Consider the following 19,586-nt stretch of genomic DNA (forward strand, 5'->3'; position numbering starts at 1 on the left):
CCGGCACCGGCGCGGAGCCTCAGCGGCCGGTGCCGAAGTCCTGGGTCCACCAGGGGCCGCCGTCGCCCATGTGGACGCCGACGCCCAGCTCCTTGAAGGAGCAGTTCAGGATGTTCGCCCGGTGGCCGGGGCTGTTCATCCACGAGTTCATCACCGACGCCGCGTCGGCCTGCCCCCGGGCTATGTTCTCGCCCAGCGCGGACCACTGGTACCCGGCCGCCTCCACCCGGCCCGCCATGGTGGAGCCGTCGGGGCCGGTGTGGGACATCACGCCGCTCGCGGCCATGACATCGCTGTAGTCGTCGGCGGCGGTGGTCAGCCGGCCGTTCGCGGTGAGCGGGGAGCACCCGGCCCGGGACCGCTCCTGGTTCACCAGCGCCAGCACCTGCGCCTCGGGGCCGCCCGCCGCGGAACCGCCGGTGTCGCCGGAACCGCCCGTCCCACCGGAACCGGAGGACGGCCGCGTGTCCGAGCCGGAGCCCGACCCCGTGCCCGTACCGGACCCGGCACCGGAGCCCGCCGGGGAACCGCCACCGCCCGCCGACGACCCGCCCGGGTGCGAGCGCGCCGGGGACGCCGCCGGGGCGGACTTCACGGTCGGCCGGGCCCGCCCCGCCGCACTGGCCGATGCCTTGGCCTTGGCCTCGGCCTTCTCCTTCTCCTTGGCCTTCGCCTCGGCGGACGCCGACGCGGCGGCCCCCGGCGTCCCGCTCGCCTTGGTCCCCGCCGATGCCGAGGCCGGCCCCGTCGCCGAGGCGAGCGGCACCGCGTCCCCCGGCACCTCGCCGGCGGCGTTCGTGGTGACCTGGTCCGAGGCGCCGCCGTCACCGCCGCCCAGCACCGAGAAGGTGATGCCGACACCCGCGGTCACGGTCACGGCGCCCAGTGCCAGCACGGCTCCCCGCCGTCCCGGACCCCGGCGGTGACGGGCGCGGGCACGGGAGGAGTGGGTGACGCGGCGGGAACCCATGTGGAGGACACCTCGGCTCTAGGGGGCGGTTCGACCCGGTGGACGCGGCGGCCGGGGCCGGCCACCGCGCCCACCGGGACTGTGGGGGGTAGCCGTGAGCCTAGGACGGAAACGCGGCCGTGCGGCCCCGGGAAGGTCAACTTCAGAAACCCTTAAAAGAGCGGCCAGAGTCCGTTGAGGAATCTTCCTTCGCCCGGATGCGGGTAGGCGGGCGGGGGAGAACCCGAAGGAGGAGCGCCATGACGACGTACGTCATCTCGGTACCGGGGACCTTCACCGGCACCGTCCAGGACGTCACCAAGGACGAACTCGCCCGGGCCCTGCGACCGGCGGACCCGCACCGCACCCAGGGCGGCGAGGAAGAGGACATCGAGGTCCTGTCGGTCAACGAGGACGACACCTTCACCATCCGCCTCACCGTCGAGGCCGACAGCACCTCCCACGCCGAGCAGCGCGCCCGCGACCTGGCCGGCTCGGCCCTGCGCTCCGTCGGCCTGGACGAGGCGGGAGCACCCCTGGGCCCGCCGGCCGTCACCGGAATCGACTCCGACCTCTGAGAGCCGCCGCGTGGGCCGGGCGAGTGGCCCGGCTCACATGGCGTCCGGCAGGCCCCGCCGACACGATGGTCTCGTCACCCGGCAGGCTGAAGGGATCCCACATGTTCCGCAAGGTGCTGGTCGCCAACCGCGGGGAGATCGCGATCCGGGCGTTCCGCGCGGGCTACGAGCTGGGCGCGCGCACCGTCGCCGTCTTCCCGCACGAGGACCGCAACTCGCTGCACCGGCTCAAGGCCGACGAGGCATACGAGATCGGGGAGCCGGGACACCCGGTGCGCGCCTACCTCTCCGTGCCGGAGATCGTGCAGGCCGCCCGCCGGGCCGGAGCCGACGCCGTCTATCCGGGCTACGGTTTCCTCTCCGAGAACCCGGAGCTGGCCAAGGCGTGCGAGGAGGCCGGGATCGCCTTCGTCGGGCCGGACGCCCGGATCCTGGAGCTGACCGGCAACAAGGCACGCGCCGTGGCCGCGGCCCGCGAGGCCGGCGTCCCGGTGCTCGGCTCCTCGGCGCCCTCCACCGACGTCGACGAACTGGTGCGCGCCGCCGACGACGTCGGCTTCCCCGTCTTCGTGAAGGCCGTCGCGGGCGGCGGCGGGCGCGGCATGCGCCGCGTCGAGGAGCCCGCGCAGCTGCGGGAGGCCATCGAGGCCGCCTCCCGCGAGGCCGCCTCCGCCTTCGGCGACCCGACCGTCTTCCTGGAGAAGGCCGTCGTGGAACCCCGCCACATCGAGGTGCAGATCCTCGCCGACGGCGAGGGCAACGTCATCCACCTCTACGAGCGGGACTGCTCGGTGCAGCGCCGCCACCAGAAGGTCATCGAGCTGGCCCCGGCGCCCAACCTCGACCCGGAGCTGCGGGACCGGATCTGCGCCGACGCCGTCCGCTTCGCCCGGCAGATCGGCTACCGCAACGCCGGCACCGTGGAGTTCCTGGTGGACCGCGCCGGTCACCACGTCTTCATCGAGATGAACCCGCGCATCCAGGTCGAGCACACCGTGACCGAGGAGGTCACCGACGTCGACCTGGTCCAGGCCCAACTGCGCATCGCCTCCGGCGAGACGCTGGCCGACCTCGGCCTCAGCCAAGAGGGCATCACGCTGCGCGGCGCCGCCCTGCAGTGCCGCATCACCACCGAGGACCCGGCCAACGGTTTCCGCCCCGACACCGGGCAGATCAGCGCCTACCGCTCACCGGGCGGCTCCGGCATCCGCCTGGACGGCGGCACCACGCACGCCGGCACCGAGATCAGCGCCCACTTCGACTCGATGCTGGTCAAACTCTCCTGCCGGGGACGGGACTTCCCCACCGCGGTGGGCCGCGCCCGGCGCGCGGTCGCCGAGTTCCGCATCCGCGGCGTCTCCACCAACATCCCCTTCCTGCAAGCCGTCCTGGACGACCCCGACTTCCAGGCGGGCAACGTCACCACCTCGTTCATCGAGCAGCGCCCGCACCTGCTCACCGCCCGGCAGTCCGCCGACCGCGGCACCAAGCTGCTCACCTACCTCGCCGACGTCACCGTCAACAAGCCGCACGGCGAACGGCCCCACCTCGCCGACCCGCTCGCCAAGCTGCCCGCCGTCCCCGCCGGCGAACCCCCGGCCGGCTCCCGCCAGTTGCTCGCCGAACTCGGCCCGGAGGGCTTCGCCGCCCGGCTGCGCGCCGCGCCGGTCATCGGCGTCACCGACACCACCTTCCGCGACGCCCACCAGTCGCTGCTCGCCACCCGGGTGCGCACCAAGGACCTCCTCGCCGTCGCCCCGGTCGTCGCCCACACCCTGCCGCAGCTGCTGTCCCTGGAGTGCTGGGGCGGCGCCACCTACGACGTCGCCCTGCGCTTCCTCGCCGAGGACCCCTGGGAGCGGCTGGCCGCCCTGCGCGAGGCGGTGCCCAACCTCTGCCTCCAGATGCTGCTGCGCGGGCGCAACACCGTCGGCTACACCCCGTACCCGACCGAGGTGACCGACGCCTTCGTGCAGGAGGCCGCCGCCACCGGCATCGACATCTTCCGCGTCTTCGACGCCCTCAACGACGTCGACCAGATGCGGCCCGCGATCGACGCCGTCCGCGAGACCGGCACCGCCGTCGCCGAGGTCGCCCTGTGCTACACCGGCGACCTCTCCGACCCGGCCGAACGCCTCTACACCCTCGACTACTACCTGCGCCTCGCCGAGCGCATCGTGGCCGCCGGGGCGCACGTCCTCGCCGTCAAGGACATGGCCGGACTGCTGCGCGCGCCCGCCGCGGCGACCCTGGTGTCCGCCCTGCGGCGGGAGTTCGACCTGCCGGTGCACCTGCACACCCACGACACCGCCGGCGGCCAGCTCGCCACCTACCTCGCCGCGATCCAGGCCGGCGCGGACGCCGTGGACGGGGCGGTGGCCTCCATGGCCGGCACCACCTCGCAGCCCTCGCTGTCCGCGATCGTCGCCGCCACCGACCACACCGAGCGGCCCACCGGTCTCGACCTCCAGGCCGTCGGCGACCTGGAACCGTACTGGGAGGGGGTCCGCAAGGTCTACGCGCCCTTCGAGGCGGGCCTCGCCTCGCCGACCGGCCGCGTCTACCACCACGAGATCCCCGGCGGCCAGCTCTCCAACCTGCGCACCCAGGCCGTCGCCCTCGGCCTCGGCGACCGCTTCGAGGACATCGAGGCGATGTACGAGGCCGCCGACCGGATGCTGGGCCATCTGGTGAAGGTCACGCCGTCCTCGAAGGTCGTCGGCGACCTCGCCCTGCACCTGGTCGGCGCCGGCGTCGCACCGGCGGACTTCGAGCGCGACCCGGACCGGTACGACATCCCCGACTCCGTCATCGGCTTCCTCCGCGGCGAGCTGGGCACCCCGCCCGGCGGCTGGCCCGAGCCGTTCCGCAGCAAGGCCCTCAAGGGCCGCGCCGGGGCGAAGCCCATGGCCGAGCTGGGCGCCGACGACCGCACGGGGCTGGCCAAGGACCGCCGGGCCACCCTCAACCGGCTGCTGTTCCCCGGCCCGGCCCGCGAGTTCGAGACGCACCGCGGCACCTACGGCGACACCGGCGTCCTGGACAGCAAGGACTTCTTCTACGGCCTGCGCCCCGGCACCGAATACACCGTCGATCTCGAACCCGGCGTGCGGCTGCTCATCGAGCTGCAGGCGATCGGCGAGGCCGACGAACGCGGCATGCGCACCGTGCTGGCCACCCTCAACGGCCAGCTCCGCCCCATCCAGGTCCGCGACCGCGCCGCAGCCTCCGACGCCCCGGTCACCGAGAAGGCCGACCGGACCGACCCCGGCCACGTCGCCGCGCCGTTCGCCGGCGTGGTGACCCTGGCCGTCGCCGAGGGCGACCAGGTCGAGGCCGGCGCGACGGTGGCCACCATCGAGGCGATGAAGATGGAGGCCACCATCACCGCCCCCAGGGCGGGCACGGTCGGCCGCCTCGCCATCAACCGCATCCAGCAGGTCGAGGGCGGCGACCTCCTGGTCCAGCTGACCTGACCTGCCTAGCCGGCCTTCGGGGCCGCCTGCTGGACCACCTCGAAGGACCACAGCGTCGACCCGCTCGCCGCGGGCCGGGGGCGCTCGCCGCCCCCGGCCCCGCCGCCCTGCGCGTCGCCGCCCCGGTGGGCCGCCTGCATCGGGCCCGCCATCCACGCCTGGAAGGCCGCCTCGTCCCGCCACCGGGTGTACACCAGATAGCTGTCGGTGCCCTCCAGCGGGCGCAGCAGCTCGAACCACTCGAAGCCGTCGGAGTTCTCCACCGCGCCCGCGCGGGAGGAGAAGCGCTGCTCCAGCGTCTCGCGCTGCTCGGCCGGCACGGTCAGTACATTGATCTTGACTACGCTCATGGCCCCATCCTGCCGCACCGCCCGCCCCACCGGTCAGCAGGCCCGGCGCCACACCCCCAGCTCGGGCTTCTTCTCCATGGAGGACAGCCCCAGCCGGCGGGAGTCGGCGCAGAACCGCCTGGCCGGCACGGCGTACTCGACGTGGAAGACCGCCTTGCCGGCCGCGATGAACGGCTTCAGCCGCTCGCACTCGCCGTACTGCGCGCACTCCTCGTTGACCGCGAAGTCGAAGGCCCCCAGCAGCTGGGGGATCTGCGGCAGGTCGTTCTTCAGGCCCACCGAAAGACCGCGTTCGTGGGCGATGTCGGCGATCATGCGGTTGTAGGCGAGCTGGTGCGCTGCGGTGAGCGGGAAGCCCGTCTCGTTGCCGTAGCCCTCCACCAGGTCCGGCTCCACCGCGTCGAAGCCCTTGTCCCGGCACATGTCGAAGCGCCGCTCCATCAGGGGCCGCAGCACGGAGATCCGGCGGATGTCGAGCCAGCGCTCGCCCTCCCAGCCGTTGGACTCGCCCAGCAGGGCGCGCGGGAAGGCGTCCTGGTCGGGCCGGAAGCTCTCCCAGGCGCCCACGTTGATGTAGCAGATCACCTTGCGGCCCGCCCGGTGCAGCCGGGCCACGTCGGCCGCGTCGTTCTCGAAGCCGTCGATGTCGTAGACCGGCACGTCGACGGACGGATCGGCCCTCTCGTCCAGCTGCCACTGCCAGTCGAGGCCCGGCTTCGGCCGCCAGAGCGCCGACGAGGGCGAGGGCGATGCGGTGGGCCGCGCGGAGCCGCCGTCCGCGTCGTCGTCACCCCCGCCCGAGCACCCGGCAGCCACCAGCGCCGTCAGCGCCACGAGCACCACCGCCCACGCCCGCCCCGCCCGGCGCCTCATCGCTCCGCCCCGCTCAGTACGGGGCTCAACCCGCGCCACGGGTTGGGCAGTTCGCCGGTGACCGGTCCCGAGACCGCCGCGCCCCGCTCGGCGGCGGTGCGCACCGCCAGCGGCGCCAGGGCCTCGGGGACGGCGTACACCAGATGGCAGAAGCGCTCCGGCGGGTGCCGCCTGGTCCAGTCGGGACGGCTGAAGGCGGACACATACGCCGACCAGGGACCCTCGAAGGTGACTACCAGGTCGGCGATCCGCGCGTAACCCGGGTCCGGGTGCACTCCCGGGTTCAGCACCACCGGGCCCGCGCCCTGCCTGCGCAGCTCGCGCACCAGGGCGCGGTAGGAGGGCAGTTCGCCGGCGGCGGCGCTCACCCGGTCCAGGAAGCAGCCGTCCGCCCCGTACCACTCGCGGTGCCGCCGGGCGTCCGCCAGCACGCCGGCCGCGGCCCGCGTGCCGTAGTCGGTGTCGACGTAGCCGAGCAGGCGCGCGCCCGCCGCCCGCAGCGCCCCGGCCGCCGCGGTGAACGCCGGGTCGGGGGTGTCGCCGGGGCCGTCGGCGGGGTTGAGCACCACCGCCCAGGTGCGGTCGGCGGCCGAGACCAGCCGGTGCCAGGCACCGGGATCCTCGGCCGGATGGACGTACAGCGGGATCAGCAGGCTCACGTGACGCAGTCGCTCTCCAGGTGGCGGGACGGCGCCGCCTCCCCGGTGACCGCCGCCCACAGCGCGGCCAGCGACGCCTCCACAGGGTACGTGGGCCGCCAGCCGAGCGCGGACCGGGCCGCCGTGATGTCCGAGCACTGCCAGGACACCTGCCCCGAGCGGGCCGAGCCCGCGCCCTGCTCCTCGATCCGGCCGCGGAAGCCCGCGGTCTCCGCCAGCGTCCGCACCAGCCGGCGCACCGGAACGGCCTCCCCGCCGCCGATGTTGAGCACCCGCGGCAGCGGCTTGGGCGCGGTCACCGCCCGCTCCACCGCCGCGGCCACGTCGCGTACGTCGACGAAGTCCCGGAAGGCCGACAGGTCGCCGAGCCGCAGCACGGCGTCCGGGTCGGGGCCCGCCGCCCGCAGCAGTCCGGCCACCCGGCCCGGCAGCCCCGTGACGGGCGCCCCGGGGCCCACCGGGTTGCCGACCCGCAGCACCACGGCGTCGAGGGCGGAGGCGGTGACCGCGACGGTGCCGGCCAGCTTGGTGGCGCCGTACGGGGTGAGCGGCCGGGTGGGCGCCGACTCCGGGGTGCGCACGCGCGGGGTTCCCGGGCCGTACTCGGCGGCCGACCCGAGGTGGACCAGGCGGGCGCCGGGCGCGGCCCGGCCGAGCGCCGCGCACAGCACGGCGGGGCCGCGGGCGTTGGCCTCCGCGAGCGCCACCGGGTCGCCGCCGGTGGCGCCCGCGCAGTTGACCACGGCGTCGGGCGCCGCCGAGGCGAGGATCCCGGCCAGCCGGCCGGTGGAGTCGGCGGCCAGGTCGACGGGCACGCCGGCACCCGGCCGGCGACCGCCGTCGAGGACCAGCACGCCGGGCACGGTGCGCAGCCGCTCGGCGACGTGCGCGCCCAGATAGCCGGTCGACCCCAGGACGAGGATGCGCATGCGGGGCTCAGGCTCCCTTGAGCAGCAGGGACCTGCGGCTGGTGAACTCCGCGTTGGCCCGGTCGTAGTCGTCGGGCCGGCCGATGTCCAGCCAGTAGCCGTCGAAGTCGTAGGCCCGCGGCGGGTCGCCGCGCTCCAGCAGGTCGAGCACCAGCTCGTCGAAGCCCAGCGGCAGGCCCGCGGTGTAGCCGTCCAGCGTCGAGCGGGTCAGGCCGTACACCCCCATCGAGACCCGGTAGTCCAGGCTCGGCTTCTCGGTGAACGCGACGACCCGGCCGGCGTCGGTGGTCAGCACCCCGAAGTCGATGCGCACCTGGCGCGCGTACGTGGCGATGGTCAGCGGCGCCCCGCCCTCCCGGTGCCGGCGCAGCACGTCGGCGTAGTCGAGGTCGGTGAGGATGTCGCCGTTCATCACCAGGAAGTGCTCGGGGAGCCGGTCGAGCATGGTGAGCAGCGGCCCCATGGTGCCCAGCGGGCTCTCCTCGGTGGCGTAGTCGACGCACAGCCCCCACTGGGAGCCGTCGCCGACGTACGCCCGGATGATCTCGCCGAGGTGGCCGATCGCAATGGTGCAGTGGGTGAAGCCGGACTGCGCCAGCTGGCGCAGGACGATCTCCAGGATGGCGTGCTGGTCACCGATGGGCACCAGCGGCTTGGGCAGGGCGGTGGTGTAGGGCCGCAGCCGGACGCCCTTGCCCCCGGCCAGGATCACTGCGTGCATGGGATGCCCCCTTGGTGGTCGTGGCGCTCGCGGTCAGATGTTGTAGATGCCGGTCTTGTAGCGGGCCAGGTTGGCCGGGTCGCGGAAGAACTCCACGGTGTGCGCGAGGCCGTCCTCCAGGTCGTGCGCCGGGCTCCAGCCGGTCGCCTCGCGCAGCCGGGTCGCGTCCGCCACCAGGCGCATCACCTCGGAGTTCGCCGGGCGCAGCCGCTCGGGGTCCTCCCGCACGTCCAGCGGGGTGTCCATCACCTTGCCGATCAGCGCGACCAGGTCGCCGACGGAGATCTCGCCGCCGGTGCCGGCGTTGAAGGTGCGGCCCACCACCCGCTCGGCGGGCCCGGTGCCGACCGCGAGGAAGGCCCGTGCGGTGTCCTTGACGAAGGTGAAGTCGCGGGTGGGCCGCAGGTCGCCGAGGGTGATGGCGCGTTCCCCCGCGGCCACCTGGCCGATGACGGTCGGGATGACGGCGCGCATGGACTGCCGGGGGCCGTAGGTGTTGAAGGGCCGCAGCGTCACCACCGGGGTGTCGAAGCTGGCGTGGTAGCTGTCGGCCAGCCGGTCGCCGCCCGCCTTCGACGCGGCGTACGGCGACTGGGTGTTGATCGGGTGGTCCTCGGTGATCGGCACGGTCCGCGCGGTGCCGTACGTCTCGCTGGTGGAGGTGTGCACGAGGCGGGGTGTGCCGGCGGCGCGCACCGCCTCCAGGACGTTCAGCGTGCCGGTGACATTGGTGTCCACGTAGCTGTGCGGGGCGCGGTAGGAGTACGGGATGGCGATGAGCGCGGCCAGGTGGTAGACGCACTCGGCGCCCGCCACGAGGTGGCGCACCGAGCCGGGGTCCCGGACGTCGCCGAGCACGATCTCCACCTGGTCGAGCACCTCGGGCGACAGCGTCTCCAGCCAGCCGTAGGACGAGAAGGAGTTGTACTGCGCCATCGCCCTCACCCGGTACCCGGCGGCGACCAGCGCCTCGGTGAGGTGGGAGCCGATGAAGCCCTCGGCTCCGGTGACGGCGGCGAGCGGTGTGGCGGTCACGCGGGGTCCTTCCGGTCGGTGGTGCGGCGGGGGAGCGGGGCGGGGCGGATGCCGTCACCCGTGGGCGGAGGGCCGGCCGAGGAGCCGCAGGGCGTGCAGCGTCAGGCAGAGCGCGGCGGCGCCGCAGGCGAGCGCCAGCGAGGTCCCGTCCGGCGCGCGGTCGGAGAGCACGGCGGCGGCACCGGCGCCCGCGGCCCCGAGGCACAGCGCGGCCGGCGGCCACGCCGCGCCGAACGCCTGGAGCAGCAGCGACGTCCACAGCGCGGCGCCGAGCGGCAGCAGGACGGCGAGGTCGGCATGGAGCGCGAGGCCGGCCGGGACCAACGGGCCGAGGTAGGCCACCAGGCAGCCGCCCAGCACCGCCGCCGACCTGGTCCGGAAGCCGGCCGGGGTGGCGGTGGCGCGCAGGGCGGCCACCGCCAGGCCCCGGTAGCGGTACAGCAGCCACTCGGCGGGACCCATGCTGAGCGTCAGCACGACCACCGCCCACGGCTGCTCCCGGCCCGCCAGGAACACCAGCCCGCCGGCCGCCAGCCCGAACAGCCCGTACGGCAGCGACCCGAGGAGCCGCGGGCGGGCGGCGTCGGGGTCGGCCGGGGCGGCGAGCGCCGCACGCAGCGCCCAGCCGGCCGCGAGGGCCGTGCCGAGCACCGACAGCAGCGGCAGCCCGGCCCGCAGCGCGCTGCCCGGCTCCCACCAGGGCAGCACCGCCGCACCCGCGGTCACCGGCAGCAGCGCCGCGAGCAGCAGCCGCTCCCGGCCGAGCACCAGCAGCACCCCGGCCGCCGCCAGGTACACCGACTGGGCGGCCAGGAACAGGGCGCCGGCGCCGGAACCGAGGAACGCGGCCCCCGCGAGCACCGCGGCCCCGGCCCCCGGCGGCGCTCCATTCAGCAGTGTGCGGCCCGCCTCCCCGCGCCCGGCCGCCAGCCTCAGGTGGGCCCGGTGGCCCAGCGCCTGGTTCCACGCCCAGGACACCAGACCGGCCACCACCAGCGCCCGCAGCGCGCCCTCGTGGGGCAGCAGCCGCCCGGCGAGCAGGTAGGCGAGGCCGGGCAGCGCGAACAGGGCGCCGCGCAGCGCGCACCGCAGGTGGTCGGGCCGCCAGGGGTCGGCGGGGCGGGGCGGTTCGGGGCAGGAGCGGGGCACCAGGTCGTACAACGCGGCGGCCAGGGAGAACAGGTCGGGGTGCCCGTACCGCTGCCGGATCGTTTCGCCGCTCAGCCCCTCGGACTCCAGCAGCGCGGCCACCTCGTAGGAGTGCACGGCCGGCGCGATCCGGTCGGCCAGCTCGGCGGCCAGCCGGTCCACCGCCTCGCGCCGGCCGGCGTCGCCGGGCCGCACCAGGGCGAGCCCGTGGCCGTCGGCGAGGCGCCTGGCCAGGCCACTTTCGTCGGCGAGCCGCAGGGTCAGCGTGTCCTCGGCCACGCCTCCCGGTTCCAGCGCCATCGGACCGCTCATCCGGTCGCCCTCCCCACCGGCGCCCCGGTCACCGCGCCGGACCCGTCCTCGGCGGCAGACAGCTCCAGATAGACGGAGCGGAAGGTGTCGATCGTCTGGCGGAGCGTGAACTGCTCGATCACCCGCAGCCGGGCCGCCTCGCCCATCGACCGGCGGCGGCCGGCGTCGCGCAGCAGCTCCAGGGCCGCCCCGGCCATGGCGGCCGGGTCGCGCGGCGGCACCACGAGCCCGGTGTCGCCGACGGCCTCCCGCACACCGCCGACGTCCGTGGAGACCGTCGCCCGGCCGCAGGACATCGCCTCGATGAGCGTGAAGGGGAACCCCTCGCTGATGCTGGACAGCATCACGACGTTCCCGGCGGCGTACGCGTCCTTGATGTCGTCGACCCGGCCTTCGAAGACCACCGCGTCGCCGTGCCCCAACTCCGCCGCGAGCGCCGCGCAGCGCTCCCGGTACCCCTCCCCGCCGCGCGGCGTGCCGCCGAACAACCGCAGCCGGGCGGCCGGAAGCTCGGCGCGCACCAGTGCGAAGGCGCGGATCAGGGTCTCCAGGTCCTTGATCGGGTCGACCCGGCCGGCCCAGCTCAGCACGGCGTCGGCCGGCTCGGGCCCGGCGGGCGGGAACGCGGCCGGGTCCACGCCGTTGTAGACCGTGCGGATGGCCTCGGGAGCGGCACCGCCCCGCTCCTCCCACAGCCGGTTGTAGCGGTTGCCCGGCGTGATCAGGGCGGCCCGCCGGTACGTCTCCTCGGCCAGCAGCCGGAAGAAGCCGAGGATCACCGCCTTCACCGGCCGGCTGTAGGGCGCCGTGCGGTAGCCGAGGTAGCGCTCCCGCAGATAGACGCCGTGCTCGGTGAGGAGCAGCGGCACCCCGTGCCGCTCCCGCGCCACCAGCCCGGGCAGCACCGCCACCCCGCCGCTGACCGCGTGCGCCACCCCGTCCCGCGGGTACGGCGCGGCCAGTGGCCGCAGGGCGTGCTCCAGGAGACCGGTCGCGGTCACCGCGTCGTGCAGCGTCGGCCGGGCCTCGCGCACCGCGATCCCCGGACGCCGCCACACCGCCGTCAGGACGCCGAGCGCCGCGTCCCCGCGCAGGAACGGGCCCAGCCGGCCGTCGGCCGCCGCCCGCGCCAGCTCGTACAGGGCGGGCCCGAAGCCCTCCTCGGCGCCCGGGTCGAGCAGGGCGGTCAGGAACCGCTCGTAGGCCGTGCGCAGCCGGTCGCGCTCCCGTCCCCTGCTGGGCCGACCGGGTGCGGCGGGCCCCCACATGGGCACGGAGACGACCCGGCGGACGTGCGCGGGGATGTCCCAGACGACCGGCTCGCGGCCGGTGCCGGTGACGGCGAGGACGTCGAAGGAGAGGTCGGGCATGCCGGTGACGAGCTGGTCGCACCAGACGCTGACGCCGCCGTGACTGTGCGGGTAGGTGCCCTCGGTGAGCAGGGTGACACGTGGCGCGCCGGGGTGTGGCGCGCCCGGGGGAACGGGCATCTGAGGGCTCCGGTGCCTGGAGGGGTCGGCCCGGCCGGCGCCGGCCGGGCCGCGGAAGGAGGACGCGCTCAGCGCGCGGCGGGCAGGGTGAGGGTGACGGAGCCCGATGACGGCGCCGCCCACCCGGAGACCGCGCCGGCGTAGGCGGAGCCGAAGGCCGTCAGCGGGCCGCTGCGGGTGCCGGCCGGCATGGTCGCCGGGACCGTCGTGCCGCTGGGCGCCTGGACGGTGACCGTGCCGCCGATCCGGTAGGCGGTGACCTTCCCGGCGTCCACCGCGGCCCGCCAGGCGTCCCGGCGCTGGAGCTCGGCGCCGATGTCCTTCATGCGCGGGTTCACCACCGGCGTGTTCGCGGCGAACAGCTCGTCGTAGCCGCCGAGGACGCCGTCCAGGACCGGGTACGCGATGCGCTCCTCGGCCAGGTTGGACTGGTGGATGAAGTGCGGCCTGGGGTCGTTGGACAGCACGTGCCCGAGCGCGGTCCGGGTCTCCAGCGGCACGATGTACCCCGCGTAGCCGGTGGCCGGGTCCAGCGGCGCGGGCAGGCAGGTGCTGGTCGCCGGGTTGTCCTCGCAGATGCCGCTGCCGCCCTGGGCGCGGGACGTGTAGATCCAGTTGTACTCGTCGACCTGCTCGGCGGCCCGCCCGGCGTTGTAGAAGACGTTCATCGGGTAGCGGGAGACGGTGGTGGCGCTGCCGACCCGGCGCTGCACGGGGTCGCGGGAGTGGTCGGAGCCGAGCCAGCCGATGCCGGTGTCGGTGAGGGCGGGGCCGAGGTTCGGGTTGTCGACGGGCTGCTGCGGGGTCACCTTCAGGCCGGAGTGCTCGCCGGTCACCAACTCGTCGCCCGCCAGCGGCAGTCCGTGCTGCTGTCCCCAGGTCCGGTTCGCGGTGATCTCGTCCGCGATCTCGCCCCGCGAGACCCACTGGGTGCTGCCGTCGGCGTTGGTCGCGCACTTCCACGGCACCACGGAGACGTCCTGGCGGCAGCCGAGGAAGGCGTGCGTGTAGGTGTGGTTGATCCAGCGGAACGCCGCGCGGTCGGTGACCAGCCGGTCGGCGAGCGGGTCCGCGCCACCGTTCTCCTCGGCGTGGTCGACGCTGCCGGAGGCGTTGTAGGCGAGGTCGAGGGTGAAGCCGCGGCTCTTCTGCCAGGCGACGGCGCGGTCCACGTCGGCCGGGACCATGCGGATCGGGTGCGGGGTGCCGGTGCCCGGCGCGCAGTCCACGTCGCCGGGCGTGCAGTTGAGGGCGCTGTCCCAGCGGTCGTCGGCGGCGAACACGTCGTCGACGTGCACGGCGAAGTAGTTCCGGTCGGCGCCCAGGTGCACCCCGCCGGTCATCCACTCCACGATGCCGCGGGCGAGGAGCCGGTACTGCTGCTGGTACCGGTTGTAGACGAAGGTGACGACGAGTTCGCGCCGCCCGTCGTGCCGGTACTCGCCGACCAGGGAGCCCTTGGCCGGCCGGCCGGGTCCGGCCGCCTGCACGTAGGGGGTGAAGTCGGCGCCGGGCGCGGGCTGCGCGAGGTAGGCGTAGGACTCGCCCACGGTGGGGGAGTTGTCCTCGAAGGGGACCGCGCCCTCCAGGTAGCCGAAGGGTCCCGCCTTCCCCGCCGGGGTCACTTCGGCGCGCACGCCGTCCAGGCTGCCGGCGTAACCCGCGTAGTCCAGGCCCACGTCGGGACGCGCCCAGGTGTAGGCGTCGACCTGCGGGACGGCGTAGGCGCGCTCGTAGGCGGTGAGGGCCGCCATCTCGGCCGAGCCCGCCGGGAAGGGATTGTCGTTGGGCAGCACCACCGCCTGGAACCTGGCCCGGGGCCGGCCGGCCACCGTGTCGGCGAGGAAGCCGGCGTCGATCACCGGCCGCGCCGTGTTCGCCAGGTCGACCTTGGTGTACGGCGTGCCGGCGCTGTCCAGTTCGGCGGCGATGGCGTCGGTGGCCGGGCCGCCGTCGCTCACCACCAGGACGCGCAGGTCGACGCGTGGCGCCGGATCGGCCGCCGTGGCGGCGCCGGCGGGTGTGCCGAGCGACGCGATCAGCGCGCCGACGGCGAGCGCGGTGATGCCCATGGTGCGCTTCATGCGGTGCTGTTCCCTCCCCAGGACGGACGCGCCGGTTCGTCGGCGCGTCCGTCGGCTCACATAGTGATCTCCGTGTGGAGCTTTTGTGTGCCCGCTGGGGAACTTGACGGAAAAGCATGGGTGTCAAACTGGCAACACCCGGTCACCTACGATCGGTTGAGCGAAATCAAGCCAATCGTGTCACGGGAACTGGACGACCTTGGACGGCACGGTGTCCGTCCCCGACGTCGGCGCGCCGGTGTCGTTGATGACGTGGGCGTACTGGCCCTTGCCGCCGAGCGAGATCACCATCAGATGGCGCATCTTCACGCCCGCCTTGACCGGCACCTGGAACCCGTGCCGCTGCACGATGCTCGGATCGGCGGTGAAGTTGCAGTAGCTGCCGAGCCCGATGGCGTCGTGCTCGTTCACCGTGTCGGCGACCTTGTAGGCCGCGTACCCGACGATGCCGTCATGGGTGATGGCGGCGGCGTTGGGCGCGTCGTAGGCCTTCTCGTTCTGGAAGAAGATCGTCCGGCCGCGCTCGCCGCTCCAGTACACGTCGTACTTGTTGAAGTGCTCCACGAACAGGCCGGTGGCGAGCACGTCGTCGCCGTTGACCCGCAGTCCGTAGTCGGCGCGGTTGGTCTCCCAGCCGACGCCGTCGCCGTGGTCCGCGCGCCAGATCCAGGTGTGGTCGATGATCACGTCGTCGCTCTCCACCACGACCGAGTCGGTGGCCTTGCCGGGACCCGCGCCGCCGACCCGGATGAACACGTCCTGCATGGTGGTCGGGTTGGCCGCGTGGTCCGCGCTGGAGCCCGGCGCCCCGATGCGCAGCAGCGCCGCGGAGTTGACCGGACCGGCGTCGATCAGGAAGCCGGCCAGCCGCACGCCGTCCACGTCGGCCACGTGCATGGCGTCGACGCCGCCGTCCGGGACGATGGTGGCGAGGCCGAGACCCAGCACCACCGTGTTGGCCCGGTTGACCTCGATGGTCCGGTCGAGGTGGTAGACCCCCGGCGTGAACAGCAGGTTGAGGCCCTGGGCGAGCGCGGCGTTGATGGTGGCGGCCGTCGCGCCGGGCTTGACCACGTAGAACTGGCTCAGCGGCAGGGAGGTGCCGCCGGCGTTGGCCGGCCAGGACACCCCGCGCGCGTTGGTGCGCTTGCCGGGCACGAAGACCTTGTACTGGTTGCCGTCCAGGTACAGGAACGGCTTCTCCCTGGAGACCGGCGTCGTGTCGAGCGTGGTGTACGGGCCGGTGGCGAAGTTGTCCGCCGGCGCGCCCTGGACGCCCGAGAAGGTCATGTTCCACACGCCGTTGGTCCAGCCGCCCACCGAGCTGTCGCGGGTGTACCACTGCTGCTGGGAGTACGGGCCCACCGTGCCGTCGACCTTGGAGTCGGCGATGTAGCCGCCGGACGCCCAGCCGTAGCCGTTCGGCGCGAGGTTGAGGCCGCCCTGCACATGGATCCGGCGGAACGGCGCGGCCTGCGCCACCGCCCAGCGGTCGGTGCCGTTCACCGGCCGGATGGCGAGGTTCTCGGCCGAACGCCAGAAGTTCTGCGTGGCGTTGCCGTTGAACCAGCCGGCGTCCACGGTGATGTCACCGTTGATCTGGGTGTCGTCCGGGTTGAGGCCGAGGCCGGAGACCGAGGTGTAGAAGCCGAGCTGGGCGTTGATGCCGTTGTAGGTGCCCGGCTTGAGCAGGAACTGGTAGCGGCCGCTGCCGAACTGGGCGGTCTCCTGCTGCGCGAAGACCTGGTCGAACTTCTGCTGGAGGTTCGGCGTGGAGGGGTCCACCACGATGACGTTCGGGCCCAGGTCGCCGCCGCCCTCGATGGGGCCGGTGCCGCCGCCGGTGGAGGTGGTGTGCACGGCGACGTCCCAGAGCGAGTAGCCGTAGCCGGTGCCGCGGGCCGTGCCGTAGATCCGCAGGTAACGGCCCGAACCGCTCACGTCGTAGGAGGACTTGCCGCCGGTGGCGCCGGTGACGGACTTCAGGGTCTGCCAGCTGGTGCCGTCCGAGGACGCCTCGATGCGGAAGTCCTTGCCGTAGGCGGCCTCCCAGTTGAGGTCCACCTTGCAGATGTTCTGCACCGAGCCGAGGTCGACGCGGAGCCACTGCGGGTCGGCGGCCTGGCTGGACCAGCGGGTGCCGGCGTCGCCGTCGAAGGCGGCGGAGGCCGGGGTGCCGGCGTTCTCGGTAGACGAGGCGGAGGCGGCCTTGCCGCGCGCGGCGTCGGCCGTGTCGCAGGTGCCGGGCGAGGTGCCGCCGCCGGCGGTGCCGAAGACCTGGAACTCCCACAGGGAGTAGCCGTAGCCGGTGGCGCGGTGCACGCCCTGCAGGCGGACGTAGCGGCCCTGCCCCGAGACGTCCAGGGTGTCGGTGCCGCCGTCGCCGCCGGTGACGCTCTTGGCGTCGGTCCAGGTGCTGCCGTCCGTGGAGAGCTGGACCTTGTAGTCCTTGCCGTAGGCGGCCTCCCAGTTCAGCACGACGCGGTTGACCGTGGCCGTCGCGCCGAGGTCGACCTGGAGCCACTGGTCGTCGCTGGCGGCGGAGGACCAGCGGGTGCCCGTGTCGCCGTCGACGGCGTTTCCGGCGGCCGTCCCGCCGTTCTCGGTGGAGGAGGCCGTGGCGGTGCGGCCCTGGGAGAGCGGGGTCTCGGCCGCGGAGGCCGTCAGCTGAGCGGGCAGGGTGAGGAGCGCCGCCGTGGTGGCGAGCGCGGCACCCAGGGATCTGAGTCTCATAGGTGGGGGCTTTCTGCCGGTGGGGAGGGGGAGCGTGCGTGCGGAACTGAACGGCTTAGTTCAAGGTGTGATTTAAGAGGTGAGGCAACGCGGGGGCAATACCCCGGACACGAGTAATTCCCTTGCGTGTGCCACGGGTTGGCTGCGCCGCAGGTCCGGGCACGGCAGAGGCCGCGGAGCGAGCAGCTCGCTCCGCGGCCTCCGGGGAGGGTGGGTCAGCGCCGTGCGGCCAGCGCCTTCACCTCCGCCAGGCTCTCGCCGGTCAGCTCCGCGATGCGGTGGGCCGGCACCCCCGCGGAGAACGCGCGGGCCAGCAGGGCGTCCCGGCCGTCGGTGAGCGTCCGGTAGGTGAGGAGTTCTTCCTCCACCCGCGCGATGGCCGGAGGAGCGCCCTGGTGGCGGACGAGGGCCAGCTCCTCGTCGCTGAGCGGCACCGGCAGCCGCTCGACGTCCTCGGGGATGGCCGCGGTCTCCTCCGGGGGCAGCACGCGCAGCAGCGGGGAGGCCGCGGCGGCGCCCTGCGCGCCGAGCCACCCCAGGACCGCCGGCGTGTCCATGCAGGCCAGGCCCCCGAGGGCGGCCGGTGGGACACCCAGGTCGGGGGACCCGCCGTGCAAGAGGACGAGGTAGGCGTCGTCGGTCATCCTCGGGGTTTCCTTCCGGTGGTTCGCTGTGCCGATGGCCCACCTATACCCCCTCGGCGGTCCGGGACGCTCCGGCGGAAAGGTGAGGGGATTGTCAGTGCCGTACCGAAGAATGCGGCCGAGCGAGATCAACTCGGGCCGTTCCGGGTAGGCGGTCTCGTGTCCCTGCCCCGAAAGGCCACGCCGATGCCGCTCACCGCCAGCCCGACACCCCTCGCCCACGCCCGGCGCCGCCGCCCGGCCGGCCCGCTGAGCACCGCCGAGGCCGAGGTCCTGCGGATCGTCTCCGACACCCGGACCCCCGTGTTCGTCACCGAGCGCGCGGGCGGCCGGCGCAGATACAGCTACTGGCGGCCGGTGGACTCCGCCACCGGCCGCGGCGGCTGCTACGCCGCGCTGCCCACCGACGTCTGCGACCGGCTGCGCGAGGCCGGTCGCATAACCCTGGGCGAGGCCGTCACCGACACGGCCCGCACCACCCGCCGGGTCAGCGCCGTCCGGCCCCCGGCCGCACCGCTGCGCGCGGTCCCCGACCGCCGCCGGGCCCGCGCGGCGTGAGCGGCGCCGGAGAGGAGGACGGTCCCATGGACAGTGAGCGTGCGGAGCGGGCGAAGGCCGCGGAGGCCACCGGCGAACCGGCCGGCGAGGCCCTCCTGGACGGCCTGCACGTGGACGAGCGGCGCCCCGAGCGGCCGGTGCTGCGCAAGGCCGACGGCTCCGCCGTCGACACCTGGCGGGAGAACCACCCCTACGACCGCAAGGTCCGCCGCGCCGACTACGATCGGCAGAAGCGCATCCTCCAGATCGAACTGCTCAAGATGCAGCGCTGGGTCAAGGAGACCGGGCAGCGCGTCGTCGTGCTGTGCGAGGGACGCGACGCGGCCGGCAAGGGCGGCACCATCCAGCGCTTCACCGAGCGGCTCAACCCCCGGGGCGCCCGCGTCGTCGCCCTGGACAAGCCGACGGAGCGCGAGGCCGGGCAGTGGTACTTCCAGCGCTACACGGCCCATCTGCCGGGCCGCGGCGAGATCGTCTTCTTCGACCGCTCCTGGTACAACCGGGCCGGCGTCGAGCGGGTGATGGGCTTCTGCACCGACGCCGAGTACCGCCAGTTCCTCGACCAGGCGCCGCTGTTCGAGCGACTGCTCACCGACGACAGCATCCTGCTGGTGAAGTTCTGGTTCTCCGTCTCCCAGGCCGAGCAGCGCACCCGGTTCGCGATCCGCCAGGTCGACCCGGTGCGCCGCTGGAAGCTGTCGCCGACCGACCTCGCCTCCCTGGACCGCTGGGACGACTACACCACCGCCAAGGTCGACATGTTCCGCGCCACCGACACCGCGCACGCCCCCTGGACGGTGGTCAAGAACAACGACAAGCGCCGGGGCCGCCTGGAGGCCATGCGCAGCCTGCTGGACCGCTGCGACTACCCGGCGAAGGACCGGGCGGCCATGGGCACCCCGGACCCGCTCATCGTGGGCGCCGCCGACACCCTCCTGGAGACCGGCGAGGACTCCGTCGCCCTGTCCCCGACGCCTCTCGCCGGCCACGGCGACGGACCGGGCACCCACCCCGACCGGCCCGAGTGAGCCGGCCGGGGCGGCCCG

Annotated in this window: 16 protein-coding genes; 4 read left to right on the forward strand and 12 right to left on the reverse strand. The window is 74.2% G+C overall.

What is annotated here, in order from left to right; all coding sequences use genetic code 11:
• Window positions 1–19: 19 nt before the first annotated feature.
• Window positions 20–970 carry a CAP domain-containing protein gene (locus ACGFZL_RS16730; RefSeq protein WP_393692312.1) on the reverse strand — a complete coding sequence of 317 codons (951 nt, stop codon included), beginning with the start codon at window positions 968–970 and terminating at the stop codon, window positions 20–22.
• 239 nt (window positions 971–1,209) lie between these two features.
• Here ACGFZL_RS16730 and ACGFZL_RS16735 point away from each other — a divergent pair, with 239 nt between their 5' ends.
• Both ACGFZL_RS16735 and ACGFZL_RS16740 read left to right on the forward strand, forming a co-directional pair.
• Window positions 1,210–1,527, forward strand: a complete 318-nt coding sequence (locus tag ACGFZL_RS16735; RefSeq protein WP_355173733.1) for a hypothetical protein — start codon at window positions 1,210–1,212, stop codon at window positions 1,525–1,527.
• A 101-nt stretch (window positions 1,528–1,628) separates the two neighbouring features.
• Window positions 1,629–5,003 (forward strand): pyruvate carboxylase, encoded by a 3,375-nt coding sequence (locus tag ACGFZL_RS16740; RefSeq protein WP_393692314.1) that lies wholly within the window; start codon window positions 1,629–1,631, stop codon window positions 5,001–5,003.
• Window positions 5,004–5,008: 5 nt separating this feature from the next.
• Here ACGFZL_RS16740 and ACGFZL_RS16745 read toward each other — a convergent pair whose 3' ends face one another.
• From ACGFZL_RS16745 to ACGFZL_RS16795, 11 genes are all read right to left on the reverse strand, one after another.
• Window positions 5,009–5,353, reverse strand: a complete 345-nt coding sequence (locus tag ACGFZL_RS16745; protein WP_355173737.1) for an antibiotic biosynthesis monooxygenase — start codon at window positions 5,351–5,353, stop codon at window positions 5,009–5,011.
• 33 nt (window positions 5,354–5,386) lie between these two features.
• Entirely contained in the window at window positions 5,387–6,226 is an 840-nt protein-coding gene (locus ACGFZL_RS16750) for an endo alpha-1,4 polygalactosaminidase (RefSeq protein WP_393692316.1), read from the reverse strand.
• The gene (locus ACGFZL_RS16755; RefSeq protein WP_393692318.1) at window positions 6,223–6,885 is read right to left on the reverse strand and encodes a spherulation-specific family 4 protein; all 663 of its coding nucleotides are present in this window, start codon (window positions 6,883–6,885) and stop codon (window positions 6,223–6,225) included. The genes ACGFZL_RS16750 and ACGFZL_RS16755 overlap by 4 nt, the downstream gene beginning before the upstream one ends.
• Window positions 6,882–7,814, reverse strand: a complete 933-nt coding sequence (locus ACGFZL_RS16760; protein ID WP_393692320.1) for an NAD-dependent epimerase/dehydratase family protein — start codon at window positions 7,812–7,814, stop codon at window positions 6,882–6,884. Before ACGFZL_RS16760 ends, ACGFZL_RS16755 begins: the two co-directional genes overlap by 4 nt.
• 7 nt (window positions 7,815–7,821) lie before the next feature.
• On the reverse strand, window positions 7,822–8,535 hold the full coding sequence (locus ACGFZL_RS16765; RefSeq protein WP_393692322.1) for an NDP-sugar synthase: 714 nt from the start codon (window positions 8,533–8,535) through the stop codon (window positions 7,822–7,824).
• Between the two features lie 33 nt (window positions 8,536–8,568).
• Window positions 8,569–9,570: an SDR family NAD(P)-dependent oxidoreductase gene (locus ACGFZL_RS16770; RefSeq protein WP_355173746.1), complete on the reverse strand. Its 1,002-nt coding sequence runs from the start codon at window positions 9,568–9,570 to the stop codon at window positions 8,569–8,571.
• Between the two features lie 54 nt (window positions 9,571–9,624).
• Window positions 9,625–11,031: a hypothetical protein gene (locus ACGFZL_RS16775; protein WP_393692324.1), complete on the reverse strand. Its 1,407-nt coding sequence runs from the start codon at window positions 11,029–11,031 to the stop codon at window positions 9,625–9,627.
• Window positions 11,028–12,521 carry a GT4 family glycosyltransferase PelF gene (gene pelF / locus ACGFZL_RS16780; RefSeq protein WP_393692326.1) on the reverse strand — a complete coding sequence of 498 codons (1,494 nt, stop codon included), beginning with the start codon at window positions 12,519–12,521 and terminating at the stop codon, window positions 11,028–11,030. Before pelF ends, ACGFZL_RS16775 begins: the two co-directional genes overlap by 4 nt.
• Window positions 12,522–12,589: 68 nt before the next feature.
• Window positions 12,590–14,605 (reverse strand): hypothetical protein, encoded by a 2,016-nt coding sequence (locus ACGFZL_RS16785; RefSeq protein WP_393692328.1) that lies wholly within the window; start codon window positions 14,603–14,605, stop codon window positions 12,590–12,592.
• Between the two features lie 180 nt (window positions 14,606–14,785).
• Window positions 14,786–17,338, reverse strand: coding sequence for a discoidin domain-containing protein (locus tag ACGFZL_RS16790; RefSeq protein WP_393692330.1), 2,553 nt, complete (start codon window positions 17,336–17,338; stop codon window positions 14,786–14,788).
• Window positions 17,339–17,553: 215 nt separating this feature from the next.
• Window positions 17,554–17,982 (reverse strand): DUF6003 family protein, encoded by a 429-nt coding sequence (locus tag ACGFZL_RS16795; RefSeq protein WP_393692332.1) that lies wholly within the window; start codon window positions 17,980–17,982, stop codon window positions 17,554–17,556.
• Between the two features lie 159 nt (window positions 17,983–18,141).
• Between ACGFZL_RS16795 and ACGFZL_RS16800 the strand changes: the two genes are divergently transcribed.
• Both ACGFZL_RS16800 and ppk2 read left to right on the forward strand, forming a co-directional pair.
• Complete coding sequence (locus ACGFZL_RS16800; RefSeq protein WP_393692334.1) at window positions 18,142–18,540, forward strand: hypothetical protein; 399 nt, start codon at window positions 18,142–18,144, stop codon at window positions 18,538–18,540.
• A 26-nt stretch (window positions 18,541–18,566) separates the two neighbouring features.
• Window positions 18,567–19,568, forward strand: a complete 1,002-nt coding sequence (gene ppk2 / locus ACGFZL_RS16805; protein ID WP_393692336.1) for a polyphosphate kinase 2 — start codon at window positions 18,567–18,569, stop codon at window positions 19,566–19,568.
• Window positions 19,569–19,586 lie beyond the last annotated feature (18 nt).

It is taken from the genome of Streptomyces sp. NPDC048182, assembly GCF_043202555.1.
GTDB lineage: Bacteria > Actinomycetota > Actinomycetes > Streptomycetales > Streptomycetaceae > Streptomyces.